At 43.9% G+C, this 25,383-nt stretch carries 25 protein-coding genes and 1 other annotated feature; of the genes, 9 read left to right on the forward strand and 16 right to left on the reverse strand.

Going from position 1 to position 25,383, the window contains the following annotated elements; translation table 11 throughout:
• Positions 1-336: 336 nt before the first annotated feature.
• The gene (locus HHK01_RS11730; RefSeq protein ID WP_170007969.1) at positions 337-1,176 is read right to left on the reverse strand and encodes a YtnP family quorum-quenching lactonase; all 840 of its coding nucleotides are present in this window, start codon (positions 1,174-1,176) and stop codon (positions 337-339) included.
• Between the two features lie 121 nt (positions 1,177-1,297).
• Positions 1,298-1,954, reverse strand: a complete 657-nt coding sequence (gene trmB / locus HHK01_RS11735; protein ID WP_170007970.1) for a tRNA (guanosine(46)-N7)-methyltransferase TrmB — start codon at positions 1,952-1,954, stop codon at positions 1,298-1,300.
• 324 nt (positions 1,955-2,278) lie between these two features.
• Here trmB and HHK01_RS11740 point away from each other — a divergent pair, with 324 nt between their 5' ends.
• Positions 2,279-2,563: a YtzH-like family protein gene (locus HHK01_RS11740; protein WP_170007971.1), complete on the forward strand. Its 285-nt coding sequence runs from the start codon at positions 2,279-2,281 to the stop codon at positions 2,561-2,563.
• Here the strand turns inward: HHK01_RS11740 and HHK01_RS11745 are convergent.
• Together HHK01_RS11745 and HHK01_RS11750 are read right to left on the reverse strand one after the other, a co-directional pair.
• Positions 2,545-3,342, reverse strand: a complete 798-nt coding sequence (locus HHK01_RS11745) for a phosphotransferase family protein (protein WP_170007972.1) — start codon at positions 3,340-3,342, stop codon at positions 2,545-2,547. The genes HHK01_RS11740 and HHK01_RS11745 overlap by 19 nt on opposite strands.
• Positions 3,343-3,638: 296 nt before the next feature.
• Positions 3,639-4,580 carry a nuclease-related domain-containing protein gene (locus HHK01_RS11750; protein ID WP_170007973.1) on the reverse strand — a complete coding sequence of 314 codons (942 nt, stop codon included), beginning with the start codon at positions 4,578-4,580 and terminating at the stop codon, positions 3,639-3,641.
• A 191-nt stretch (positions 4,581-4,771) separates the two neighbouring features.
• Between HHK01_RS11750 and cysK the strand changes: the two genes are divergently transcribed.
• From cysK to HHK01_RS11765, 3 genes are all read left to right on the forward strand, one after another.
• The gene (gene cysK, locus HHK01_RS11755) at positions 4,772-5,701 is read left to right on the forward strand and encodes a cysteine synthase A (RefSeq protein WP_170007974.1); all 930 of its coding nucleotides are present in this window, start codon (positions 4,772-4,774) and stop codon (positions 5,699-5,701) included.
• A 376-nt stretch (positions 5,702-6,077) separates the two neighbouring features.
• Positions 6,078-7,082, forward strand: a complete 1,005-nt coding sequence (locus HHK01_RS11760) for a DUF3231 family protein (RefSeq protein WP_170007975.1) — start codon at positions 6,078-6,080, stop codon at positions 7,080-7,082.
• A 31-nt stretch (positions 7,083-7,113) separates the two neighbouring features.
• Entirely contained in the window at positions 7,114-8,118 is a 1,005-nt protein-coding gene (locus HHK01_RS11765) for a DUF3231 family protein (RefSeq protein WP_170007976.1), read from the forward strand.
• A 30-nt stretch (positions 8,119-8,148) separates the two neighbouring features.
• Here the strand turns inward: HHK01_RS11765 and dat are convergent, their stop codons facing one another.
• Both dat and pepV read right to left on the reverse strand, forming a co-directional pair.
• Positions 8,149-9,009, reverse strand: coding sequence for a D-amino-acid transaminase (dat, locus tag HHK01_RS11770; protein ID WP_170007977.1), 861 nt, complete (start codon positions 9,007-9,009; stop codon positions 8,149-8,151).
• Positions 9,010-9,024: 15 nt separating this feature from the next.
• Positions 9,025-10,431, reverse strand: coding sequence for a dipeptidase PepV (pepV, locus tag HHK01_RS11775; protein WP_170007978.1), 1,407 nt, complete (start codon positions 10,429-10,431; stop codon positions 9,025-9,027).
• Between the two features lie 270 nt (positions 10,432-10,701).
• Between pepV and HHK01_RS11780 the strand changes: the two genes are divergently transcribed.
• Complete coding sequence (locus HHK01_RS11780; RefSeq protein WP_170008773.1) at positions 10,702-10,923, forward strand: DeoR family transcriptional regulator; 222 nt, start codon at positions 10,702-10,704, stop codon at positions 10,921-10,923.
• 67 nt (positions 10,924-10,990) lie between these two features.
• Here HHK01_RS11780 and HHK01_RS11785 read toward each other — a convergent pair whose 3' ends face one another.
• Positions 10,991-11,713, reverse strand: a complete 723-nt coding sequence (locus HHK01_RS11785) for a pseudouridine synthase (protein ID WP_170007979.1) — start codon at positions 11,711-11,713, stop codon at positions 10,991-10,993.
• A gap of 71 nt (positions 11,714-11,784) precedes the next feature.
• On the reverse strand, positions 11,785-13,398 hold the full coding sequence (locus HHK01_RS11790; protein WP_170007980.1) for a putative polysaccharide biosynthesis protein: 1,614 nt from the start codon (positions 13,396-13,398) through the stop codon (positions 11,785-11,787).
• A gap of 128 nt (positions 13,399-13,526) precedes the next feature.
• Here HHK01_RS11790 and HHK01_RS11795 point away from each other — a divergent pair, with 128 nt between their 5' ends.
• The gene (locus tag HHK01_RS11795; RefSeq protein ID WP_170007981.1) at positions 13,527-14,813 is read left to right on the forward strand and encodes a BaiN/RdsA family NAD(P)/FAD-dependent oxidoreductase; all 1,287 of its coding nucleotides are present in this window, start codon (positions 13,527-13,529) and stop codon (positions 14,811-14,813) included.
• On the opposite strand, the gene HHK01_RS11800 is transcribed toward HHK01_RS11795, so the two are convergent.
• The 7 genes from HHK01_RS11800 to HHK01_RS11830 form a co-directional block, all read right to left on the reverse strand.
• Positions 14,791-14,976, reverse strand: coding sequence for a sporulation protein Cse60 (locus tag HHK01_RS11800; RefSeq protein ID WP_170007982.1), 186 nt, complete (start codon positions 14,974-14,976; stop codon positions 14,791-14,793). The two genes, HHK01_RS11795 and HHK01_RS11800, sit on opposite strands and share 23 nt — an antisense overlap.
• A gap of 446 nt (positions 14,977-15,422) precedes the next feature.
• A complete protein-coding gene (locus tag HHK01_RS11805) occupies positions 15,423-15,737 on the reverse strand; it encodes a rhodanese-like domain-containing protein (protein WP_170007983.1) in 315 nt (104 codons plus the stop codon).
• Positions 15,738-15,782: 45 nt separating this feature from the next.
• Positions 15,783-18,197 (reverse strand): leucine--tRNA ligase, encoded by a 2,415-nt coding sequence (gene leuS, locus HHK01_RS11810; RefSeq protein WP_170007984.1) that lies wholly within the window; start codon positions 18,195-18,197, stop codon positions 15,783-15,785.
• A 51-nt stretch (positions 18,198-18,248) separates the two neighbouring features.
• Positions 18,249-18,473, reverse strand: a binding site (T-box leader).
• A gap of 1,413 nt (positions 18,474-19,886) precedes the next feature.
• Positions 19,887-20,099, reverse strand: a complete 213-nt coding sequence (locus HHK01_RS11815; protein WP_170007985.1) for a hypothetical protein — start codon at positions 20,097-20,099, stop codon at positions 19,887-19,889.
• A 238-nt stretch (positions 20,100-20,337) separates the two neighbouring features.
• Complete coding sequence (locus HHK01_RS11820) at positions 20,338-21,528, reverse strand: MDR family MFS transporter (protein WP_170008774.1); 1,191 nt, start codon at positions 21,526-21,528, stop codon at positions 20,338-20,340.
• Positions 21,529-21,744: 216 nt separating this feature from the next.
• Complete coding sequence (locus HHK01_RS11825) at positions 21,745-21,903, reverse strand: glycogen biosynthesis protein GlgD (protein WP_170007986.1); 159 nt, start codon at positions 21,901-21,903, stop codon at positions 21,745-21,747.
• Between the two features lie 30 nt (positions 21,904-21,933).
• A complete protein-coding gene (locus tag HHK01_RS11830) occupies positions 21,934-22,197 on the reverse strand; it encodes a YtzC family protein (RefSeq protein WP_170007987.1) in 264 nt (87 codons plus the stop codon).
• A gap of 177 nt (positions 22,198-22,374) precedes the next feature.
• On the opposite strand from HHK01_RS11830, the gene HHK01_RS11835 reads away from it, so the two are divergent.
• The 3 genes from HHK01_RS11835 to HHK01_RS15620 are packed head-to-tail and all read left to right on the forward strand — an operon-like array spanning position 22,375 to position 24,144.
• Positions 22,375-23,337 (forward strand): tRNA modification radical SAM protein MnmL/YtqA, encoded by a 963-nt coding sequence (locus HHK01_RS11835; protein WP_170007988.1) that lies wholly within the window; start codon positions 22,375-22,377, stop codon positions 23,335-23,337.
• Complete coding sequence (locus HHK01_RS11840; RefSeq protein ID WP_170007989.1) at positions 23,334-23,912, forward strand: tRNA 5-(aminomethyl)-2-thiouridylate-methyltransferase MnmM; 579 nt, start codon at positions 23,334-23,336, stop codon at positions 23,910-23,912. The genes HHK01_RS11835 and HHK01_RS11840 overlap by 4 nt, the downstream gene beginning before the upstream one ends.
• Positions 23,913-23,940: 28 nt before the next feature.
• A complete protein-coding gene (locus HHK01_RS15620) occupies positions 23,941-24,144 on the forward strand; it encodes a hypothetical protein (protein WP_228027559.1) in 204 nt (67 codons plus the stop codon).
• Between the two features lie 150 nt (positions 24,145-24,294).
• On the opposite strand, the gene HHK01_RS11845 is transcribed toward HHK01_RS15620, so the two are convergent.
• Positions 24,295-25,383, reverse strand: a complete 1,089-nt coding sequence (locus HHK01_RS11845) for a tetraprenyl-beta-curcumene synthase family protein (RefSeq protein ID WP_170007990.1) — start codon at positions 25,381-25,383, stop codon at positions 24,295-24,297.

Consider the following 25,383-nt stretch of genomic DNA (forward strand, 5'->3'; position numbering starts at 1 on the left):
TGGGTTCAGTTTTGGGCTTTTCTTCTTTCGGCGGTGCCTGATCAGATGGCGAGTCAAAACCAGCGGAGGAAATACACGTAGACTCCTGTGGGAAAGCGAAGACGATGAAGAGGAGGAAAGGCTAAGAGCGCCACGTCCTGTGGCAACGCCTTTCTGACCCACGTCCTGTGGGCCTCCGCAGTGAGCGTACTTTGCTCGCGAGGAGGCTCAGCGCGAAGCCCACGGAAAGCGAAGTGTATTTCCGCAGCGTATTCTAGAAGTTTCTTCATTACGTCACATCATGAGATTACTGTATAGTAAAAACAACAAAGGATACGAAAAGAGCCTTTTCTTATTTCATCTCTTCCTACCCAAACTTTCCACGATCTCGTACGAGTCATTCCATTTCAAAGCGCGGTACACGTTATCATGATAAAAAACAAACCACGCATTGTTCTCTACTCCGTACGGAATCCATTTCTGCTTTTGTTCAATGGACGTCATCGGGTAGTCATCGTAAGCAAGCACCCAAAGCGGATTGCGGTGAGCGTGTGTTGGCATGATATCAGCCATATGTACAAGCGTCTCATTTCCTTCTTTCCCAACGATAATACTATGCCCGTCACTGTGGCCACCAGTGTGGATCATTCGGAACGATTCCCATTCGTACTCGCCAGTAAAAGGTACTACTTGACCTTCAATAGCTTTCCAATTTTCTTCCCAATACGTGTTTTTTGAGCGAACGTTCGGTCGACGCATTTCGTTCCACTCAACAGCGGACGTCACAATCGTCGCATTCGGAAATGTGGAAACAAGTTTACCATCTTCCCAACTCGTTAAGCCTAGAACATGATCAAAATGCATATGTGTCATCAACACAAGATCAATGTCTTTACGAGTCAATCCTAGCTCATGTAGACCTTCATCAATCTCCGCTTCTTCCGTTACACCATAATTACGCATCTGCTTTTCAGTCAAGCGTCCGTTACCAATTCCGCCTTCAATCAGCGCTGTTTTTCCTCCACCTTGAATCAAAATCGGATCAGACCGAAGTGGAATCTGATTCTTTTCATTGGGTGGATACAACTTTGACCAAAGCGGATATGGCACCACACCAAACATCGCGCCACCGTCCATTTGCGTGAGTCCCCCGTTCAACCAAGTGAGCGTATACCTACCAAACTGAAGCTTTTCCATGGAAAAATTCCCCTTTCCCCTTTTTTAATATTATAACATGGAAGTGAAAGTGGCTATACTCCTGTAGATCCCTCTACCAATAAAAAAGGAGCAACTCCGCGTAAGTTGCTCCGCAAAAAAATTATTCATTTGCTTTATTGGGGAAATTAGCCACACACCGATAAATCGGCTGCCCCCTACTCGAAAATTTCTCTTCGTATTCTGTGCGAACATTCGGTATGTTGTCCTCTTCTTGGTGCAAATCGACTTGCACTTCTTCAAGCGTCATGCCATATTGTGAGAAGCTTACAAGGGAATACTCAAATAGTCCACGGTTGTCGGTTTTTAACTGAATTCTCCCGTTGCTCTTCATAATTTGTTCGTATTGAGCTAGAAACGTCCGAAACGTCAGTCTTCGCTTTTCGTGCCGAGTCTTGGGCCACGGGTCTGAGAAATTCAAGTACACGAAATCAATTTCGTCGTCCTGAAAAATATTAGTAAGGTGATTGGCATCTGCTGCTGTAATACGGATGTTTGGTAATGGTTCTTCAACCAGCTTCTCTAATACGGAAACGAGCACACTTTCGTGAAGCTCGATACCGATAAAATTTATATCTGGGTTCGCTTTTGCCATCCCGTGTATGAACTGACCTTTGCCTGTGCCTACTTCTACGTGTACAGGTTGTTCTACTTCAAACAAAGAACGCCACGTTCCCTTTTGGGCGACGGGGTCAATGACTACCCAATTTGTATGTGAATGTAAATACTCTTTTGCCCATGGTTTATGTCTAACACGCATCGTTTTGACACCTCGTTCTTTTTCTTCGCTCCTCACAATACCATGTCGGAAAAAGCTTGTCCATACTCACAAAAGCGGAAAGCATCCTTGTATTACTCATTGCATGTGTGGGGATTGTTTACAGCCTGACGGATTATCCCGTATAACGAATTCGAGAGCAGATGGCATATATACAAGTAAAAAAGCGCCGTATATTTCGCAAACAAGTCGCACGTGGAGCTACAGAAAACGACGCCCTTATAAAAGAGCGCCGTTTTCTGTATGAGTAAAAGAGATCAAAACGAGCCACGCTAGTAGTAACCTGAGTCGAAAGGGGTTTACAGAATGCCACTGCGTTATGAAGATCAGCTACACGTTCTGCAAGATTTACTTACGAATCATTCGACGGATTGTTGTGGTTCTATTTCCGAATGCGAACAAATAGAGCGGCTTGCGAAATCTTTGCTCACAAATGGAAACGTTGAGCAAAATATCACGGCCGCTCTTCAAGAAATTTATACGTATAGTCAACAAGGTGCGCAAAGTGGCGGAGGGGTGAATACGCACATTTCCTCGCATCAACAACAGCTTCAACAGTGGGTAAACACGATTCAATATCCATTAGAATAGTTAATAGTTTCCCATTTCATTAGCTGAGTCTTTAGTCTTTCATACTGTTCCTCGTCTCCACGCGAAGCATGCCAGCCAACCATCGCTAGGCCGTGGGCGAGGACATACCATCGCATCCGTCTGGCCAAACCATCTGTTAACGTGATCCCATAGGCAAGAAGCCACTGATCCCAATCTTGTCTGGGTACATACGTATAAAGTAACATCCCTACGTCGATAGCGGGATCACCGATTTGAGCGTTATCCCAATCAATTAAATACAGCATGTCATCGTCAGTGAGTAGCCAGTTGTTATGGTTCATATCACCGTGACAAACACCATCATGGGAATAACGAATAGTTGGCTCAGTTTCCTGAAGTTCTTTTAAAATTCGCTTCACAAATATTTGCTTTGAAAGCTCGTTAGGTAAAGACTTTATGAGATTTTGAATGATTTGTTTTGGATCAATCGGCGTTTTTCCGAGACGGCGAAGCATCATCTGTAACGGATTTGACCGATGTATTTTTTGCAAAAGTTTCGCGACCCGTTCACTGCTCATGTCTTTTGCTTTAAGTTCGCGTCCGCTCAGCCACTCTTGCGCTGAGATGACGTCCCCATTTTCCAAACGCTTCGTCCAAACAAGCTTCGGCACAATTCCTTCTGCTGAAAGAACCGCGAGAAACGGAGACGAGTTACGCTTCAGGAAAAGTTTTTGCTCTTCAGATCTAGCAAAAAAGGCCTCGCCGGTTGCTCCACCAGCAGGGATAATTTCCCACTTTTGATCAAATAAATGTTCCAATGGAGTTCACCTACAGTTAGGATCTGGACAACCTTGTTTAAGGATGAAAGACTAAAAGCGCAACGTCCTAATAAGGGAACCGCGGCTAACTTCGCGACGTCCATGTCGCGAAGTCGATTCACTCGCGTCCTGCGAGTGAACGCCTTTCTGATCCTTCGTGCGGACCTAAAAAACGACAAAAAGGTCATGAGGTTGCCCCATAACCCCTAACATTTCGTATCAAGTTCTTAACTTGTTTGATTGTATCTTTCGGAGCTTGTTCCGTCAAGTATTCAGAGTGTAGTTTACACACCTATCTATTCACCATCAAAACGATTTTCGACAGGATTTGACCTTATTACACTAACCGTTTGACAGTGTTCCACGAGTACCTTGGCAATTCGAAGTTGCTCAGATTTAAATGATGTCCGCTCGTTCCTCATCTGATGAAACCATTTTGCATACGTTCGCTTGTCGACCATTTCAACACCATACACCGCTTGAGGAATATCGATATAGCCGTTACGACATAAAACGATTTGATGCAAGGGCAACTTGACAGCACGCTCCTTCATCATTTTAGATACGATCGTCCCGGTCCTTCTCGCAGAAAGAAGCGGGTTTAGTATCTTCTTTTCATCGTCTCGATAACGCTTGACCCAAAAGTTATCACTTCCGCCAACCCATACGGCATCGTCCTCTCCCTCAATAACGGTTACGACCCATACACCAGTAGGAGTAACCAAAATAATCTCAGCTTCTGTAGCGGCTTTTCCGTTCAACAAAAATATCGGGTGATATAACGTTAACATAGTGTCTGGAAACCTTTGCAACAAATATCGCAGTATGGGGTCGTATTGGAATTTAGGATCAAGATCGGATTGATCAGTCAATGTGGAGCTTGCCCACTTCAATTGGACAAGGAACAACTGATCTAAAAACTGCTGCTTAAGTTCCTCTTCTGATGTGACTAAGTCGTAGCGGATGGGAAGTGTCGCTCGTTCCTCCTCATCACGATCGGAAAGGGTCCACTCTTCTTCATCACTACGTTTGCCAAAAAGGGCCTTCATTTTAGAAAATAAAGGTGGAGACGATTCTTCTCCTTCGAACTCCTGAGGCAACTCGTAATCATTACGTGTCCAAGCCCTATATATGTGGTCCCATTGTGATCGTTTTAAGCGATAAAAATGGGAAGGATAATGATACATATTCCACTCATATCGTGAAGTGTAATCTTGAAGCTTCACCAGTTGAGCCATGTTGATTCCTCCTCGAAAGCTAACCGTTCCATTGACCTCTCTTCATTTTAGCACGAAGGGGATCCACTAGGGATACTTAAAAACGAAGCGGAAAGTTGCTTGAATTCCGACAAGCATGGTAGGCTAAATAAAACGTGCATGAGTCTTACTCACTATCCTCGCATGAAAAGATAACGGAAGGAAGAACGCGAATGAAAGTAGTCACAAATATTGCAGAACTTATTGGCGACACTCCTCTTGTAAAACTCAATCGATTGAACCCGGAAAACGGGGCTGATATTTATTTGAAATTGGAATTTTATAATCCAAGTAAAAGTGTAAAAGACCGCGCTGCCTTTTCTATGATTGTCGAAGCAGAAAAACAAGGATTCATCAAACCGGGTGCTACGATTATCGAGCCAACTAGTGGTAACACAGGAATCGGACTTGCGATGAATGCTGCTGCTAGAGGCTATAAAGCTATTCTTGTCATGCCTGATACGATGACCAAGGAAAGAATTAACCTGTTAAAGGCTTACGGAGCAGAAGTTGTATTGACTCCAGGAGACGACAAAATGCCTGGTGCCATCAAAAAAGCGAAAGAACTCGTCCAAGAGACACCGAACTCGTTCATGCCTATGCAATTTGAAAATGATGCCAATCCTGAAGCTCATCGAAAATCCACTGCACTTGAAATTCAACAAGCAGTAAAACAGATTGGCAAACCACTTGGTGCTTTCGTCGCGACCGCTGGAACTGGTGGTACGATTACTGGGACTGGCGAAGTGTTAAAAGAGGTGTACCCAAATGTACAGGTCCATGTAGTTGAACCAGCTGGCTCACCCGTATTATCAGGAGGAAAGCCTGGAAAACACAAACTTGTCGGGACATCGCCTGGTTTTATCCCGTCCATCTTGAATCAAACTGTATATGAAAAAATACACCAAATCAAAGATGAAGAAGCGTACGATATGACAAGAAAATTGGCCAGTCAAGAGGGGATCCTCGTTGGTCCTTCAAGCGGGGCAGCTTGCTATGCAGCCATTGAAGTAGCCAAAACGCTACCCGCTGATGAAATTGTCATCTGTATAGCATGTGATACAGGGGAACGCTACCTGTCCAGTGATTTGTTTCAGTTTTAACTTTACCAGCTAATGCTCTCCTTAAGAGTCCGTCTACACGTTCATAAATATCCTAGCTACCTACCATTAACGGGAAGGTAGCTTTTTTTTACTCAAGTATGAAGTTGACGTCCAAAATGGTTTCGAACAGGTATATCCAACTGAAAGAAATCATATGTCCGCTGCAGGGAAACATACGTGTATTCGAATTACGCTAGACAGAACCGAATGGGAGCAATCAATTCAAGCAGATATTTTAAAAGTACTTTGCAATGGAGAATCTATTGAATTCTCCTTGGATCAGGTCCATATATTCACTACAAAAATTGGAATTATGCCAGTGTATTTATCAGGGAAGATTATTCACTGTAAAGCCATTATAGGAGGGAACTTTTCTATGCCGAAGACCCCAGCGATCACTTCAACTGAACTTGGTACGTTATGGATGACTTATCAACAAAAAACACTCTCTTTACGCATGCTAGAATATTTTATAGAGAAATCTGATGACCGAAAAGCAAAAGCAATCATGTCAGATCTGCACACTGAAATCAACCCATACGTTGAAAAAATAACGAAAGTATTCCAAAGGGAAGGAGCAGTCATTCCAGTAGGGTATACTACTCAAGATGTTCACCTAAATGCGCCTAAGCTATATGACAACTATTTTGATATCATGTTCATTCGCATCATGAATCAGATTAGTATGGGGATGCATACGTTGCATTTAAGTATGGTCGTACGCGAAGACATAATTATGATCTATAAAGACCTAACAGCCATTAAGCAAAAATACTACCTTGCTTGCACACACTATTTAATTGAAAAAGGTGTCCTTGCTCGAGCACCTTATGTATCTATGCCGCAAGAGGTTTCTTTCGCTAAGGATAAGAACTATCTTAGCGGATTTAACCTTTTAAGTGAAAAGCGGTCGTTAAATACAGTAGAAGTAGCCTATCTTCACCATGCTATTGAAACGAACAGTGTTGGTTTACAACTAATGACTGGATTTGCTCAATGCGCTAAGGAACCTGAGGTGAAAAAGTATTTTGTGAAAGGAAAGGAGCTCGCGAAAAAGATCGTTCATGACATGGATGAAATACTTATTCAGAGTGACGTTCAGCTATCTGCTTCTGCTTCAGGGAGTGCCACGACATCCACGATTGCTCCTTTCTCAGACAAATTGATGATGTATGTTACAAATCTGTTATGCAGCTTTTCTTTAGGTGGCAACGCTGTAGGAACCGCATTTAGCTTGCGTAGTGATTTGCCATTAAAAATAGGGGTCATGACAAAAGATATTTTTGGACTTGCTCATGAAGGGGCAAAATTAATGGTGAAGAACGGCTGGTTAGAGGAACCGCCGCAAATGGAGGATCGGAACAAACTAATTCAAGGATAGAACTGCTTCACAATTGGGGGTATTCGTCACTATGGAAAATCAACATCAAGCCAAATTGTCCTCCTCAGAACTTTCCCAGCTGTGGGTCGGCTACACACAAGACACTCTGACCGTTTGTACAATGAAATATTTCCTGCAAATAGTTGAGGACCCTGACATTCGTCCTATTATTGAACAAGCTTTGGCGCTATCAGAGACGCATGTCCAAAAGCTTACGGCGCTATTTCAATTAGACAAGCGCCCTGTTCCGATTGGTTTTACAGAACAAGACGTAAATGTGATGGCACCTAGGTTATACTCTGATCCCTTTTTGTTGGACAATGTGAAACAGACGACTCAGTTGGGCATGCAAATGTACTCACAAGCGATAGCTTTATGCGCCCGTCACGATGTTCGGCAGTACTTTTCTGACTGTCTGCAGGAATCTCTGCAATTATATAACTGGACAATAGATACATTACTATCAAAAGGACTGTTTGTCAGATCACCCTACATTGACACACCTAACCAAGTTGATTTTGTCACCAAGCAGCATTTTATGTCTGGCTGGGTAGGCAAGCAGAGACCATTGCTGTCATTAGAAATTGCCAACTTGTATGCAAATTTACAACGGAACGCGTTAGGAACCAGGCTGTTAACTGGTTTTAGCCAAGTAGTTAGGTCTAAGAAAATTCAGGAATATATGATAAGAGGGAAAGAGATCTCTTCAAAGCACCTACAGGTATTTTCAAAAATTTTGCAAGAAAATGACCTTCCTGCTTCGATCCCCTGGGATGAAGGAGTTACAGACTCTACTGTCCCTCCTTTCTCAGATAAGCTCATGCTGTTTCAAGTCACGTCTATGAATGCTTTAGGTGTTGCGTATTACGGCACCGCTGTTTCGACTACATTCAGGCGTGATTTACTAGTGGATTACACACGGTTGATTGCTGAGATTGGCAAGTACGCAGAAGATGGAGCCAATTTATTAATCGAGAACGGCTGGATGGAGGAGCCTCCGCGGATGATTGATCATGATGGGTTAGCTAAAAGGTAAAAGCAGCGCCCGATCGAGCGCTGCTTTTGTCTATAATAACTTTACTTCCTTCGTTTGTACCTCAATATCCTCTTCAAATGCCTTCTGCAACTGACGAGCAACTGGTCCCACTGTCCCATTACTAACAGATGTACCATTAATAGAGATGACAGGCATAACCTCTACAGTCGTTCCTGTAAAAAACACCTCATCAGCTGATTCATATTCGGATAGCGTACACTCCCGCTCCTGAACCTCGATTCCATTCTCTTTACAAAGTGCTAAAACTCTCATCCGCGTAATGCCATTTAAAATGAGATTGTTTGCTGGGTGTGTGTATACAGTCCCGTCTTTAACCATCATGACGTTCGAGTGACTCCCTTCCGTCACGACCTCCGCACGATGTTGAATGGCTTCAAAGGCACCCGCCTCTACCGCTTTTTGATTAGCCATTACGTTCCCTAACAAGTTCAAACTTTTAATATCACAACGCAACCAGCGAATGTCCTCGCAAGTGATCGCTGACACACCTTTTTCCATTGCCTCAACCGGGCGCGGTGCCTCTTTTGTTGTAATCATGAGCGAAGCCTTTACTTCAGGGTCTGGAAACGGATGCTTTCTCGCGGCTACTCCTCTAGATACTTGAAAATAAATTGTGCCGTCATGAACCGCATTACGACGAATTCCTTCGTGCAAAAGCTGAAGAAGCTCTTCGCGCGTTACCGGTAGCTTAATCCCGATTTCCCGAGCGCTTCTTTCAAATCGATCTAAGTGTCCGTCTCGTTCGTAAAAAACACCTCCGTACACACGGATCACTTCATAAATACCATCACCAAATACGTGGGCACGATCTTCAATATCGACAGTGGCAGAATCGCGGTCGGTCCATTGTCCGTTTACATAAACGTCCATGTTTATCTCCTCCCTTTACTCGGCATTTGCTAATTCGTACATCGCCTGTGCATATAACGCGGCAGCTCTCAATAAGTCCTCAACATACATATATTCGTTTGGCTGGTGAGCCACGTCTTCTCTGCCTGGGAACATTGGGCCAAATGCAACGCCTGTATTTAGAGAGCGTGCATACGTCCCCCCACCAATCGTGAGCAGCGTAGCCTCTTCACCCGTTTGCTCTTCATAAACGCGTTGAAGTGTTTGAATAAGCGGATTTTCCTTATCTACATGATGAGGTTTCTCGTTCGTGTAGCGACTTTCCTTTAAATTATATTCGGAAGCTTTTTGCGTTAACCTTACTTTTTCGCTTTCAAAGTCAAAAGTGGACGGGTAGCGAATGTTGCAGCCGATCTTCCCTTCTCCACCAGCCTCATACCGAATGACACCAACGTTACACGTCAAATCTCCAAGCTCTTCGTTTTCGTGATCCATTCCGACCTTAGAAAGGGTTGTGTCACCTAAGAATACGTCATGAAGAAATGATACAAACTGTTTTGCGTCTTCATCTAGATTGTCCTTTTGTTCATAAAGAAAATCTGCTAACAACACTCCCGCGTTAACCCCATTTTGCGGTGCCATGGCGTGATGCGCTTTTCCTTTTATCGTGATGTGAAGTTCGCCTTCTAGTTCAGTTAAGGATCCCTTACTCTCCGTCTTACGCAAAAAGGTTTGGAACGCATCGAGTACGTGTTCACCGATTTCCTTTGATACAGTTGCCGTCGCCTCGTCTGGTACCATATTGTATCTTTCGCCTGATTGAAAAGAACGCAAAACGGCAGTTTCCTTGCTTGATAATCCAATCGTGTAATCTAAATCGACAATCCCCTTCTCTGCATAAATAATCGGAAAATCGGCATCGGGAGCAAATCCGAGAACGGGCATCTCCTCTTTTTGGAAGTATGTATGTACGCATTCCCAATCGCTCTCTTCATCTGTACCGACAATAATGCGGATTTTGCGCTTCATCGGAACCCCTAATTCTTTTAACAACGATAGTGCCATATAAGCTGCGATAGTAGGCCCTTTATCATCCATGGCCCCCCTAGCAATGAGCTTTCCGTCCTCTACAACAGGCTCAAACGGTTGTGATTGCCAGCCATCTTTGCCTGCCGGAACTACATCGACATGACATAAGACACCGACGATTTCTTCACCGTCACCATGCTCAATATGCCCTGCCACGTTCTCAACTTCCTTTGTTATGAAACCATCGCGCTCGCCAAGCTGTAGCATGTACGTGAGCGCCTGCTTCACTTCTGGACCAAAAGGAGCATCAGGGGTTGCTCGTGACACATCTTTCACACTTGGAATCCGCAGTAAACCTTTCGCATCTTCTAGAAACTGCTCTTCCCTCTGTTTCACTTCTTGAAGCCAATCCATTTCGCACCGACCCCTTCATCTACTTTTCATTAGCTTACCAAAACTGCACGATATTTACGATAAATGGGTTTAGTTTTTGGATCCCTTATTAAAGTTTCGTAAAATTCCCACACGAGACTGGCATTTTTTCCGAACATTTCATACAATATACAAACAGGGTGTTTCTCAAAGAAGACCTCAAGTAAAGGAGTGGATTGTCGGACAGGAAAGCCAAGCATCGTCGTCTAAAGCCAGTTGCCTCGGGTAAAAAGGAGATAAGGAGTGGTTCACCTGAAACCATCAACCGATCGAATGTTGACCCGCATCAAGTCCATTTACTTGTATATAAGCAAACACGGTACGGTAACGACAGAACAACTTGTAGATGAATTTGGCATCACTTCTCGTACAATTCAACGTGATTTAAACGTATTAGCTTACAACGACCTCGTAAAAAGCCCGAGTCGTGGTAAATGGAGTACAACGAAAAAGCGAGTCAAGCAACCTTCGTAGCTCATGTACATAGGACAAATATAATAAAGGGCGTGCCAACATCGGCACACCCTCTCTTTTTTTTTGGTTAGGATAATCCTGTCACCTTATATAAAACTTCCACTTCTTCCTCACTTAAGTCTCGATAAGTGCCTACAGGTAATTCTTCTTCGTCTAGTTTCAAAGGCCCCATCTCGACACGCTTTAAATACACGACCCGATTGCCCCTCGCAGCGAACATCCGCTTCACTTGATGATACTTTCCTTCTCGTAAAGTGACGTATACGATCTTGTCACTCTCAGATGATGGTTCTAACCGAGCAGGCTTCGTTACATATCCATCATCCAACAAGATTCCGCTGTAAAAAGCCTCACGATCGCCTTCTTTGATCGGTTCAGCCAGATGCGCTTCATATATTTTGTCGACATGGTGCTTTGGCGATGTTAACCGATGAGCGAGCGTGCCATCATTTGTCAGCAAAAGAAGTCCCTCTGTATCTTTGTCAAGCCGGCCTACAGGAAACGGCACCCGACTAGCATCCTCCCATTCCAGTACCTCTAGAACAGTGGGATCTGTTTCGTCTTCCGTTGCCGAAATCACTCCACTCGGCTTGTTCATGATGAAATAAACATATTCTTCATACTGTATAATGTCTCCCCCTACCGTGATGACATCTACAGCAGGGTCCACGTGACGTTTGCCATCCTTCTCAACAGTATCGTTTGCCTTCACGATGCCTTCCTTTAATAGCTTCTTGACTTCTTTCCGCGTACCAAAACCGCTATTGGCTAACAGTTTATCTAATCTCATCTTTCTTCCCACCTTTTCAGACAAAAAATTCGGTTTCGAAAAACTTGAAGTGAACGAGCGTCGCCCCCGGATCAAGAACGCAATAAGCGGTCTTGAATTCTTTTTACGTATAGTGGGAATACCCGGTGTAACAAGCGCGTTCGTGCAGCGAGCAATAAGTAGAACAAAGCCCCAAGACCCACTGACACGATCACAATCAGGAAAGCAGACCCCTTTTCGGCACTGGAGAAAAGTTGGCCCATCCCTAAGTAGCTTACACTCACAACAACGGCCATAGCAGCAGTAAGCATCAAAATGGCAACAGTACGTTTGACTACTAACCGATAGGAGAAATTTGTGTATTTAGCGAGCACAACTAAATTCAAGATCACCGTCACCCCATACCCTATCGCAGTAGCTGTAATGGCTCCCTGCGTTTCCATCCACTGAATGAGTGGCATATTTAGCACAAACTTCACGATCAATCCAAGCCCTAAACTAATTAGTGTAAAGCGCTGTTGATTAATACCTTGTAGCATCGCGGCTGTTACCGAAAACAAGGAAAATAAAATTGCGACAGGTGCATATGCCTGCAACACATTGGATCCAGCTGGACTCGCTTCGTAAAACAGCGTGTACAAAGGCTCCGCTAATATGGATAAACCGACACAAGCCGGTACTGTTAAAAACAACAACACCTGGAAGGTTTGATTCATTTGTCCGTACAATTCCGTTCGATCTTGCTTCACGAAAGAACGCGTAATCGCAGGAATAAGCGTTAACGAAAACGCTGTTGCCAACGACACCGGGATAATAACAAGTTTGTGAGAAGCAAAGTTCAACATTTCAAAATACTGATCCGCTTTGGATGCCAGCCCAATGGACACCATCGCTCTATTGAAAGTAAATTGGTCGATTAACTGGAACAGCGGGTTGGCAATGCCAACAAACACAAAAGGACCTGCATACAATAAGAGCTCTTTGTACATGGAACCCGTCGATAACTCAACTTTGTTCTTGGACTTTTGTAAAAATTGATCGAAGTGTTTTTTCCTTTTTGTGAAAAAGTAGATTAACATGAAAAGACCTGCGATCGCCCCAACAAAGGCGGCAAATGTAGATACGTTGACCGCGTCCAAAGTCGATCCATCCAACACATATAAAACGAAAAAAGTACCTCCAAGCAAAACAACGATGCGAACAACTTGCTCTAGCACAGTGGATACAGAGGATGGACCATAAGATTCATGCCCTTGAAAAAATCCACGGAACAAACTCATAATCGGCACAACAAGAAGGGCAAAACTGACTGCTCTCAGCACAGAGATCACTTCCTCTGTATCCACCTTTTGTTCACCGCTCACAATCACCCACTCAGCGACCACCGGCGCACCCGCATACATAAGGAGAAAAAACAGAATTCCCGTTAGGCTCATGAGTAGTAAGCCCGACCGGAACAGCTTTCTACCAAGTGCATATTCTTCCAACGCATTGTATTTGGAAACAAATTTACTCACAGCCAAAGGCACCCCAGCAGTTGCTAAACTAATTGCAATCGTATACGGGGTGTAGGCGTATTGATAAAGTACCGTTCCATCGCTCCCGATCATCGCATAGAACGGAATCACGTAAAACAGTCCAAGAAATTTAGATAAAAACGTCCCTGCTGTGAGGATGAACGTTCCTCGTAACAGCTTGTTTGACATAACTAGACCTTCTTTCCAACACCACAAGGGTCTCTCCAGTAGTGTACATGTCCCGATCAACTGTGACAATGTTTTTCCCCACCAAACTGTGGTACGATGGGCGCTAAGAATAGAAAGGAGCGGAAAGGATGGACGTTTTAGTCATCGGAGGAGGGCCCTCTGGTTTAATGGCAGCCATTGGAGCTGCTGAACACGGTGCAAAGGTTACACTCCTCGATAAAGGCAATAAGCTTGGTAGAAAACTAGCCATTTCTGGAGGCGGTCGTTGTAATGTCACAAACCGTTTGCCACTCGATGAAATCGTGAAGCATATCCCGGGTAACGGACGTTTTTTGTACAGTGCGTTCTCTGTTTTTCATAATGAAGATATTATCGCGTTTTTCGAAGCGCTCGGTGTAGGGCTAAAGGAAGAAGATCATGGGCGGATGTTCCCTGTTTCAAACTCAGCACAGGATGTTGTGCAAGCTTTGCTCAGGCGCTTAGCAGAGCTAAAAGTAACGATTCGAACAAACACACCCGTTGACTCTGTCGCGTTTACAGACGAACACGTACATTCCGTCACGCTTCAAAATGGAGAAGTACTAAAACCAAAAGCCGTCATTATCGCAGTAGGTGGTGCATCTGTACCTCACACAGGCTCTACAGGTGATGGTTACGCGTGGGCAGAGGCAGCTGGGCATACGATAACAGACCTCTTCCCGACAGAGGTACCACTCACTTCTCAAGAAACGTTTATAAAGGAGCGAACGTTACAAGGGATCTCGTTACGTGGCGCACGAGTATCCGTACTTCACCCGAAAAAGAAAAAAACACTAGTTACACACGAAATGGACATGCTCTTTACCCACTTTGGTTTGTCAGGACCAGCTATTTTACGCTGTAGTCAATACGTGGTCAAAGCCAAAATGCAAACGGGATCGAAAACAGTACCTGTTGTCATCGATGCCCTTCCTTCAGTCACACCTCAAACCATTGAGCAACAACTTTTTCATAGTATTAAAGAGGCACCGAAACGAGCCATGAAAAACAATATGCAGCTCGATCTTCCGGAGAGGTACGTGCTGTTCCTATTGGAAAAATCAGGTATAGACGTGGATGCTCCATCAGGCACTATTTCTCATGACAAATTGCGTGTTTTTGCTGGACTGCTCAAAGAATTTCCTGTTGAGGTGAACGGAACTCTTCCTATGGAGAAGGCTTTTGTCACAGGGGGCGGGGTCTCGATTAAAGAGATAGTCCCGAAAACGATGGCATCAAAAAAGAAAGCCGGACTGTATTTCTCCGGCGAAATTTTAGATATTCATGGATACACGGGTGGCTATAACATTACATCAGCGCTTGTCACAGGACGCGTGGCAGGTATGAACGCAGCCGCATACTGTCAAGAACAAGCTACTCTTCATAGTGAATCATAACCGAAAAACAGTAGAGTTGATCTTCACTCGATTCTTCAGCAAAGGCGGCGACCTGGTATTGAATATCAATCACTTGGTCGTCGTTTAACCCTTTTAAAAACCGATTCACATCTACCTCTAAATCTTTCTCATGTTCACAATCAAACAATTTAATTTTTCGCATACTCCGTCTCCCCTACCCTTTGTTTTTTTGTTATGAGTATTGACGAAAAAGTGTGGAAGTACACCTTTACACTGGGGATTTGAATGCATTAAATTTGGCATTTGATCCTTTGAACCTCAGACCTGAACTTTAGATCTTTTTCAGGGTCTCATTGATGAGAGAAAAAATAAAGGTTCACAAAAATGTCACTTATGCCAAAAAATCTAAGCATATATAATTCACAGCTTACCTTAAAACAGTTGGTCTAAACTTTATCGTGGCACTTCCGTCACAGGTACTAATTGTTGGACCCATCTCACGTAGACTATTAACTAAATACATTAAACCACTGACGCAAAAGCCAGAATTAAACATGTAAAAAACAAGCAAGCTATTTTTGGTAGCTTGCTTGCTCTAGATAGAACTTCCACTCAATTTTTTGTACCAAGTTGAGGGTTTTTCTTCTATTAGTTCTTCGGCTCCGTATGCCCCTCATACTCAAGCATGCCGCCAATCATGTTTCTGACTTGAAAGCCCTCCATTTGCATGAAGCGGCTCACATTATCACTTCTTCTTCCTGAACGGCAGACAAAGATGTACTCTACGCCTTGGTCAAATTCTTCTAAGCGCTCTGGAATCTCTGCCATTGGAATGTGTTTTGCCTCTGGAATCATACCAAGGGATACTTCGTCGTCTTCGCGCACATCGACTAATGCCAGTTTTTCACCGTTCTGTAATTTTGCTTCTACTTCCTTTGGCGTAATTGTAGGAATCTCACTCATTTGATTCCCCTCCTTTATTTTAGACTGCACCGCTTCCGCATTTCGTTATTGTGCCACAATATTCACGAGTTTTCCGGGGATGGCTATGACTTTGCGAATCGTCTTGCCTTCGATGTGACTTTGTACTTTTTCGTCGGCAAGAGCTGCTTCTTCTAGCTGCTCTTTCGTCGTTTCTGTCGCGACTGTCAACTTAGCACGTACCTTGCCGTTTACTTGTACAACGAGTGTAATGGTATCGTCCACTAGTTTGGACTCGTCGTATGTTGGCCATGCCTCGTGCTGGATGCTTTCGGTGGCTCCCAGTATGTGCCAAAGTTCCTCTGCTACGTGCGGTGTAAATGGAGAAAGCAATTTGACGAAGCCTTTGACGTATTCTTTTGGAAGTATATCTTGCTTGTTTGCTTCATTATAAAACATCATCAGTTGCGAAATAGCTGTGTTGAACTGTAGCACGTCAATGTCTTCCGTCACTTTCTTCACCGTCTGGTGGTACAACTTTTCAAGGTTTTCATTCGCTGCATCTTGAATCGTGTCCTTCGCCGTCCCGTCCTCTGTCACAAGAAGGCGCCATACCCGGTCGAGGAAACGGCGAGATCCGTCAAGTCCTGTTGTTGACCAAGCAATAGATGCTTCTAGCGGTCCCATGAACATGACGTACAAGCGAAGTGTATCTGCACCGTGAGTTACGACGATATCATCAGGGTTCACGACGTTGCCCTTCGACTTACTCATTTTCTCGTTACCTTCGCCAAGAATCATCCCTTGGTTAAACAGCTTTTGAAAAGGTTCTTTTGTTGGTACCGCACCGATATCGTACAACACTTTGTGCCAGAAACGTGCATACAACAAATGGAGTACTGCGTGTTCCGCTCCTCCGATGTACAAATCTACAGGGAGCCACTGCTTCAATTTCTCCGGATCGGCAAACATCTCGTCGTTATGAGGATCAATATAACGCAAGTAGTACCAACAAGATCCGGCCCATTGCGGCATCGTATTCGTCTCGCGGCGGCCCTTTTTCCCTGTCACAGGATCTGTAACGTTTACCCAATCCTCAATGTTTGCTAGTGGCGATTCACCTGTACCAGACGGCTTAAATTCTGTCGTTTCCGGAAGCACTAACGGAAGTTCGTCTTCAGGCACAGTTGTCATCGTACCATCTTCCCAATGAATCATCGGAATCGGTTCGCCCCAGTAACGTTGGCGACTAAAGAGCCAATCGCGCAAACGATAGGTCACCTTCTTTTCACCTACACCTTTCTCTTCCAACCACCCAATTGCTTTTTCGATGGCATCCGTTTTTTGAAGTCCGTTGAGGAAGTCACTAGAGACATGGGCACCCTCACCTGTGTAGGCTTCTTCTGCAATATTCCCGCCTTCCACAACCTCTACGATCGGCAACTGGAATTGCTTCGCAAACTCGTAGTCACGCTCATCGTGGGCTGGTACCGCCATGATCGCGCCTGTTCCATAATTTGCAAGGACGTAATCAGCGATCCAAATCGGCATTTTTCCACCGTTAGCTGGGTTGATCGCATAAGCTCCCGTGAACACACCCGTTTTGTCTTTAGCGAGATCTGTCCGTTCAAGATCGCTCTTTGATTGTATTTCTGCAATGTACGCATTCACTGCTTCGGTCTGATCGTCCGTTGTGATGGCTTGCACGGCAGGATGCTCTGGTGCCAAAACGGCGTATGTCGCTCCAAAAATAGTGTCCGGACGAGTTGTGAAAGCTCGGAACGATTCGTCAGTTCCCTCAATTGAGAACGTAATTTCTGCACCCTCTGAACGGCCAATCCAATTTCGTTGCATATCTTTCAAGCTATCCGGCCAATCGAGCTCTTCCAAATCGTCCAACAAACGGTCCGCGTATTCCGTGATTCTCAATACCCACTGTCTCATTGGCTTGCGGATAACCGGATGTCCTCCACGCTCACTCTTGCCGTCAATGACTTCTTCGTTTGCAAGTACAGTTCCGAGCGCTGGGCACCAGTTCACAGGCACTTCATCCACATACGCCAATCCCTTTTTATACAATTGAATGAAGATCCACTGCGTCCATTTGTAGTAAGCAGGGTCTGTTGTGTTCACTTCTCGATCCCAATCGTATGAGAAACCGAGTGACTGAATTTGGCGACGGAAAGTTTGAATGTTTTGCTCCGTAAATTGTGCAGGGTGGTTGCCTGTATCTATTGCATATTGCTCAGCAGGCAATCCGAACGCATCCCAACCCATCGGATGCAGTACGTTATATCCTTGCATCCGCTTCGTTCTCGATAGAATATCTGTTGCTGTGTAGGAAACTGGGTGACCTACGTGCAGTCCCGCTCCGGATGGGTACGGAAACATGCCCATTGCGTAAAGTTTTGGTTTAGCAGGGTCTTCGCCAGTTTTAAACGTGTGGTGCGCTTCCCAGTATTCTTTCCATTTTTGTTCAATCGTTTGATGATCGAAAGACATTTGTGTGTTCCTCCTTATTTAGACAAATAAAAAAGCCTCTGCATCCCAATAAAAAGGGACGAGAGACTGAGTTTCCCGCGGTACCACCCACATTAACACTAATAAATAGTGCTCGCTTGAAAACCCGTAACGTGGGCAAACGAACCTAGCTACTCTACGTGTTCGCTAGTTTAGCTACAAAGGGGAGTTCGAACAGGTTCACTCGTGACTTGCACCAACCGCCACGTCTCTTCGAAAGTGAAAAACTGCCTACTACTCCTTTATCTCCGCTTTTAACTTATGTGATGTCTATTGTATGTGAGAATATCCCAAAAGGCAAGTCGAACTGCTTACTTTTTGTAATCTTTACATCGAACCTCAACAAACTGCTCTAGCTTTCCTTGAGAGAAAAATATATACATGTTTTATAAGGTAATACAGTACCGTGAACGTGACGGTCAACTTAACTGTCCATATAACCGTTTGGTATAAGAACATGAAAACGTAAAACCACAGAGGATCGTCATAAGACATTTGCGGGTTGCCGTAATATTCAAAAGTGAGAAGGTACGTATATATTGACGAACCTATAAATGAAACTGCCATAATTACGAAAAGCATGGGTGTCTTTTGAAAAGGCTGTTTTCTAAAATATTGTTGCTTTTTTAATGAAATCCCATTACACAGTAGCTGCATGATGCGACGTAATGCAAATTCATATTGCTCTAATATCGCTCCGGAAATACACTTCGCTTTCCGCGGGCTCCGCGCTGAGCCTCCTCGTTCGCAAAGAACGCTCACTGTGGGGTCTCAGCGTCTCCGCTTTTCCGCAGGAGTCTACGTGTATTTCCTCCGCTAGTTTTGAACTTACATTGTACGAAGAAAATGCTGAGTTCATTCTTAAGGAGTGCACGTGTATTGTCTCGCTAGTATTAAACTTACTTAATAAGGGAAGTTTTGTAATCGCTATCTATTCGTTGATTGGAGCGGGGGCCCACAGGATGGGGGTCAGAAAGGCGTTGCCACAGGACGTGGCGCCTTTAGCCTTTCCTCCTTCGACTCCTGCGGGAAAAGCGTGTCAAAGGGAGACCCCGCAGGTGCACTTAAGCCGAGGAGGCTCCCTGACCGCCCCGCGGAAAGCGTCCGCTTGGAGCGGAAATAAACACAGCATTACGTCGCATCATGAGATTACTGTATAGTAAAAACAACAAAGGATACGAAAAGAGCCTTTGAAAAAAACTCACATTTTTTCACATCCCTCTATCCCATTATTCAATCATCATAATTATAAGCAAACTTTCTGATAAGGAAAAAAGCCTCCTGCTTTGTGGAACGACTCAAAAAAGTAGCCTGAGATTAATTAGTCTCAGGCACAAAGTAAAATATCATATTCATCTAATTGCATTGTTCCATTTTCCATTTCCTATACACAGTTACCGTTTGAAAGGTTTGGATTGCAACAATTAAAATGGTAAAAGCTAGATTTAGACTGTAGTTATCAATAAATAGCCAAACAATAATGATGGCTAAGACATTCATCGGGATAGAAAATAAGGTTCTTTTCTATTTACCTTTTGTGTCTAACTTCCAGTACGGTGTATAAAACAATTCTCTTTTCGCTCCTTCATTCTAATGTGCACTCCTGTGTTTAATAAAGTCTTAAACAGCAGCCATTTACCATTTCGAATGGACCTTGTAAGACAACTTCTTCTAAGAAAGGACTCGTTCTAGAAGCGTCAGTATAATTTTCTGAAACAGTTGATACAAGTTTTTCCCTGCTGTGTCACTATAATAGTCTACAACCTTATTTCTAGAATAAACAATATCAAAGTCATTGAATAATCCGCCAATTGCTAAACCAACCGCTACTCCCCATGCTGTTCCAGTCCCTGCTGAGAAAGAGGCTCCTATTGCTCCCCCCAAAGTACCCGTTATTCCAGTGAAGTAATTTTGAATTGTCTCAAAGGTAAGATAGTTCTGATAAGAGATTCTATATAGGTAACAGAGGAAATTTACTGAAAGGAAAATGGAGAAGGCTCGAACTGTCCAGATCATGGTTCGAGCCTTAAAGAGTGGGAATCGAATAAAATTCCCTGTATACTACTGTGACAAATTAGTCTCGTTCCAAAATCGGCTTTTTAGAGTAATTAAAAATAATGTACTACGCCGAAGCCTTCATAAGATCTGCACGATCTTCACTAGAAAGCTTTTTGTCATAAAAGGCTGTCGTGACAATCGAGATCACAAAGAGCAACGAGAGCGCAAGGAACAGTACTGACATCCCGTACGTATCCGCTAGTATTCCCCCAATGACAGGGCCCAACATCCTTCCTCCTGTCGCCGTACTATTCACGACACCTTGATAAAAGCCTGCCCGTCCTTTTGGAGCAAGCTGATTAGCAATGGTCGGTACAGCTGGCCAAACAAACATTTCCCCGATCGTCATGATAATCATAGCAGTGAGAAAGCCGGTGAATGCCGACACTTGGGACGCCACGATAAACGCGATGATAAATACAGAGATGCCTACGATCATTTGTGCTTTTAATGACTGGAACCACCTTTTTACCATCTGGCTAACAATCGGTTGGAAGCACACGATGAGTGCACCATTCACTGTCCAAAGAAGACTGTAATCAGACAATGAGATGTTCAATTCTTGTGTATAAGCTGCAATCGTTGACTGCCATTGTACATACCCGATCCAGCATAAAATATAACCGAAACAGACGATCCCCAGTGCAGTGAGCCGTGATTTGCTCTTTACTTCAAAGGAAGTGCGAGTTGAAGTGGTCGCATCCCCCACGCCTTGCAGGGAACGATAAAAGAAAAAAGCAAAAACAAAGAAAGCTCCGTACATAGCTGCGTTCACGATAAAAATGAGATTAAATGAGATGTCTGCTAAACGACCGCCTAAGGCAGAACCGATGGCAACACCGAGGTTTGCAGCTACATACATCGCTGTAAATGCTCTTCTGCCACCTTCCTTCCATACGGATCCTGCCATCGCATACATGCTTGGGAAAATAAGACCTGCGCCAAAGCCGATCACTGTCAAGAGCACTACATAGGTGGGCCAAGTGTGATTCCATGCTAGAAGAGTAGACGCGATAAGTGCGATGAAAATTCCATATAACACGGAGCGATAACCACCTATTTTATCAAACAGCCATCCGCCAACTAAGTTCCCAATCACACTGGCCCCTTGATTCAGCATAATCACGAGACCGGCTACTGTAAGCGATTTGTCCAGCTCACTATTTACATATATTGTATTTAAAGGCCATAAAAAAGAAGCCCCCGTCACATTAATGGCCATTCCTATCACCAAGAACCAGAGTGCTTTCGGCATGTCGCGCATATGTTGACACCTCTCTCTACTGCGTAAAAACCGTTCATTAACTGCCACACACAGTATATGCTCTTTCGGGTAGCGAAGCAATGGAAATTTGTTATCCCCTTGGGAACTGGGATTCGTTCGTCCCTTTGGCACCCTTATAATGGTTTCCGACCACATAAAAAGCTGCCCAAAAGCCAGTGCTTTCTGACTTTTAGACAGCTCCCCCATTTAGTCTTTCGACTTCTTCGGTTGGCCGTGCATCGCTTCGTATTTTTTCTTCGATTTGATAACTTGGTCGTGTTCTTTTGCCAACTCTGTGTCTAAGTTGTTTATACCGTTACGCGTTTTTTGTTCTGGGTTTTGCTTTTGTCGATGCTTTCCACTCACCTGTCATCGTTTCCTTCCCCTACAGGCTGATTAATGATCCAAAAGAATCATTTCGTTTTGAAGCTGTTGCAGCTGAAGACGCATGCGGTACAGCTGTTCTTTCTGTTGTTTGTTAGCCGAGTTGTTCATAACGTCTAGCTCTTTTAAGGTTGCTTCGACTTGCTGCAGGGAGGATGTATACTCGTTATCATCCCAATGTTCTTGACGTAGTCCGTCTTTATACTGATCCTGTGCATTTCTGAGGGTATCTTCACAGTGTTGTAAACATTCATCTATAGAACGTCGTGTCGCCACGTGTATTCCCCTCCTTGACAAAAAGGTTCACGCTATTTGCGTGTCACTCGTTAGTGTGGTCGCCACTTTTAAACACTAGCCCCTTAAAATTTTCCCAGTTCGTTTGGCAGTTGGTCTCCCTAGCATGTCCGTGTTAAAATTGATCTTTATTAGAAGTTTTTTGAGGAGTTGAGCTGTATGAGCAACCCATTTCCATATGCAACCGATGACAAGCGTTACCACACATGGAACTATCATTTACGAGAGCATTTTGGTCATAAAGTCTTCAAAGTTGCTTTAGATGGTGGCTTTGATTGTCCGAACCGTGATGGCACGGTGGCCCACGGTGGGTGTACATTTTGTAGTGTAGCGGGTTCCGGTGATTTTGCCGGAAATCGAGTCGACGATTTAGAAACACAATTTAACGAAATTAAAGGACGTATGCACCAAAAGTGGAAGGATGGCAAATATATGGCCTACTTCCAAGCGTTCACTAATACACATGCCCCTGTTGAAGAGCTGCGAGAAAAATACGAAACCGTCTTAAAGCAAGATGGTGTTGTCGGTTTGTCCATTGCGACACGCCCGGATTGTTTACCAGATGACGTCGTCGAGTACTTAGCTGAACTCAATGAACGGACGTATTTGTGGGTTGAACTCGGTTTGCAAACCGTTCATGAAAAAACGGCGACTTTAATTAATCGTGCACATGACTACCCATCCTACGTCGAAGGTGTGAACAAATTGCGCAAGCATGGCATTCGTGTATGTTCCCATATTATTAACGGTCTACCGATGGAGGATACGGACATGATGATGGAGACTGCTCGCGAAGTCGCCAAGCTTGATGTACAAGGGATCAAAATTCACCTTCTCCACTTATTAAAAGGCACTCCGATGGTCAAACAATACGAAAAAGGAATGCTCGAATTTTTGTCGTTCGAGGATTATGTTCGCATAGCTTGTGATCAGCTCGAGATTATTCCACCTGAAATGATCGTCCATCGTGTAACAGGCGATGGTCCGATTGATCTAATGGTTGGCCCTATGTGGAGTGTGAATAAATGGGAAGTGTTGAATGCGATTGACGATGAACTAAATCGTCGCAACAGTTGGCAAGGAAAGTTTTACAATAAGGAAAAGGTAGGCACGTCTGCATGAGCGCCTTGCTACAACGTGTCTTACCCTTTGTGCGCCAGCTCCTTTCCGATGCGATAGAGCCAGGGGATATTGTTGTAGATGCGACGGTGGGCAATGGACATGACACGTTGTTTCTTGCACAACACGTTGGCCCACATGGACGTGTGTACGGCTTCGACGTTCAACAAGAAGCCATTCAAACTACTACTGATCGCCTAACAGAGCATGAGCTAGCAACGCGGGTCACACTGTTTCACGCGGGGCATCAAGAAGCTAGCCATATGCTACCTCCAGTACACGACGGCAAAGTTAAAGCGGTCGTATTCAATTTAGGCTATTTACCAGGTGGAGATCATCGTGTCGTTACCCGTCCAAAAACAACGATTGCGGCAATAGAGTTTTTTCTCGACACCCTTCTCCCAGGTGGCATTATCGCTGTTGTCGTTTACCCAGGTCATCCAGAAGGTGCAGTGGAACGCGATTATTTACTACGTTATATACGTCAGCTAAATCAACAAAAAGTGAGCGTTTTACAATATGGCTTTGTGAACCAAGTGAACAAGCCACCGTTTCTACTCGCCTTTGAAAAACAATAACTTTGATGATGTTGAAATGAAAGAGTAGGTGAGTGAGCTGAAAAAGTATACAAAAATCGGAAACATCATTTTCTACGTTGGTCTCACATTGTTTGCGATTGGATTTGCCTTAAAAAACACAGATGTGCCAGCATCTTATTCTAATTTTTCCACGCCATTCATTGTCGCGGGCTTTGTGTTTTTGATCGCGACAAATTTCTTTAGAAAGAAACGATCTATACAGAAAAATTAGCGTGCAAAAAGCTTGGAGGAGTATACTCCTCCAAGCTTTTTAATTTATCTTGTTAAGACTTTATCGCTATATACAACAATTGAAAAGAGTTGATGTTCCGTCCAAGGGTATGCCCTGTTCTAAGCTGATCTAATACGCTTAATCGCAGTGTCAAGCTTGTACACTTTCTTTTGTCCTTCGAATCTTCTGCCACCTTTGATACATTTTTCTATTCCAGTAAAAAAACTTTGCCATCGGATCCGTTGAATTCAACATTGTGCGTGCTACGTCGTGTAGGTCTTCATTTTCTTTCACTTTTTCATCCGACAAATACACCGCTAATAACCCCCGGTGAATAAATTGATGAAATTTGGCGTGAGGTAGCTTTTGTAGCGTGTCCTCAGCTCGTTCAATAAAATAGCTCATTCGTTCTGCCATCTCTTGTTTGTCTTGATAATAATTACAGAAATTTAAATCCCCAGCCTCTTCATCCTCGGCTTGGTCAATAAAGTAATCCAGTAAAATATGGGCCCCTTGCACAAAAGGAAAATAAGCATCGTAAATTTGTTTTGCTTGTGCTTCAGTAAATTCTGGGCGCATAGCAGCAGAAACTAAACAGAAAATACCTAATGTCGAGCCTGTACACGCCGAAAATTCGTACCACTCCATTTCAGGAAGCTTGTGGCGATGTAATTCAAACCACTTTTCTAACCTTGGCACCCGCTCTGATTTCACCACATGCTTATGGACTTGTAACTCAGAATAATATTGACTCAGCCTGAGCAAATATGGATGTATCTTTTCATGATGGGGCATATTCTTCAATACCGTTTGGCATGTGCTAACAAGATCACACAAGTAACTTCCATCGTCTTTGTCTTCTCTAAATGCATAATAGTCTTTTAGCTGCGCGTCAACGGTCAACGCATGCCCCATCGATTCGTGCATACACGCAAAATCATTAGGATCTAACGATGTACTCCGATCACATAAATTATCCAAATAGTCGCTGATTATCTGATACGCCACGACAAAGCGAATAGTTTCTTCCATCTGAGAAGAAGAGAGCAGCGAGAGGATACTCCCTCCCTCACAATGAAACGACTTCGTATCAATAGATGCTAGTGCTTGATTACGTAATTCTTTATTTGGAATAGCTGCTGCTCGTTCTCTCCAATAGTTTAGTTCGTGATGTACAACTGGAAAGACATCTTTATACACACGCCTCATAAACGTGAACGGGTGAGACGGAATAGACAC

Origin of the sequence: Bacillus fonticola (assembly GCF_012955605.1) — a bacterium.
Lineage (GTDB): Bacteria > Bacillota > Bacilli > Bacillales > JC228 > Bacillus_CG > Bacillus_CG fonticola.

Excerpts from the sequence above, each read along its gene's own strand:
- HHK01_RS11740 (WP_170007971.1), top strand. The coding sequence starts at position 2,279 with ATGCCACTGCGTTATGAAGATCAGCTACACGTTCTGCAAGATTTACTT.
- pepV (WP_170007978.1), bottom strand. The coding sequence starts at position 10,431 with ATGGATTGGCTTCAAGAAGTGAAACAGAGGGAAGAGCAGTTTCTAGAA.
- HHK01_RS11765 (WP_170007976.1), top strand. The coding sequence starts at position 7,114 with ATGGAAAATCAACATCAAGCCAAATTGTCCTCCTCAGAACTTTCCCAG.
- dat (WP_170007977.1), bottom strand. The coding sequence starts at position 9,009 with ATGGACGTTTATGTAAACGGACAATGGACCGACCGCGATTCTGCCACT.
- HHK01_RS11840 (WP_170007989.1), top strand. The coding sequence starts at position 23,334 with ATGAGCGCCTTGCTACAACGTGTCTTACCCTTTGTGCGCCAGCTCCTT.
- leuS (WP_170007984.1), bottom strand. The coding sequence starts at position 18,197 with ATGTCTTTCGATCATCAAACGATTGAACAAAAATGGAAAGAATACTGG.
- HHK01_RS11790 (WP_170007980.1), bottom strand. The coding sequence starts at position 13,398 with ATGTCAAACAAGCTGTTACGAGGAACGTTCATCCTCACAGCAGGGACG.
- HHK01_RS11750 (WP_170007973.1), bottom strand. The coding sequence starts at position 4,580 with ATGGCTCAACTGGTGAAGCTTCAAGATTACACTTCACGATATGAGTGG.
- HHK01_RS11785 (WP_170007979.1), bottom strand. The coding sequence starts at position 11,713 with ATGAGATTAGATAAACTGTTAGCCAATAGCGGTTTTGGTACGCGGAAA.
- HHK01_RS11820 (WP_170008774.1), bottom strand. The coding sequence starts at position 21,528 with ATGCCGAAAGCACTCTGGTTCTTGGTGATAGGAATGGCCATTAATGTG.
- HHK01_RS11795 (WP_170007981.1), top strand. The coding sequence starts at position 13,527 with ATGGACGTTTTAGTCATCGGAGGAGGGCCCTCTGGTTTAATGGCAGCC.
- HHK01_RS11730 (WP_170007969.1), bottom strand. The coding sequence starts at position 1,176 with ATGGAAAAGCTTCAGTTTGGTAGGTATACGCTCACTTGGTTGAACGGG.
- HHK01_RS11760 (WP_170007975.1), top strand. The coding sequence starts at position 6,078 with ATGCCGAAGACCCCAGCGATCACTTCAACTGAACTTGGTACGTTATGG.
- cysK (WP_170007974.1), top strand. The coding sequence starts at position 4,772 with ATGAAAGTAGTCACAAATATTGCAGAACTTATTGGCGACACTCCTCTT.
- HHK01_RS11835 (WP_170007988.1), top strand. The coding sequence starts at position 22,375 with ATGAGCAACCCATTTCCATATGCAACCGATGACAAGCGTTACCACACA.
- HHK01_RS11805 (WP_170007983.1), bottom strand. The coding sequence starts at position 15,737 with ATGAGTGAGATTCCTACAATTACGCCAAAGGAAGTAGAAGCAAAATTA.
- trmB (WP_170007970.1), bottom strand. The coding sequence starts at position 1,954 with ATGCGTGTTAGACATAAACCATGGGCAAAAGAGTATTTACATTCACAT.
- HHK01_RS11800 (WP_170007982.1), bottom strand. The coding sequence starts at position 14,976 with ATGCGAAAAATTAAATTGTTTGATTGTGAACATGAGAAAGATTTAGAG.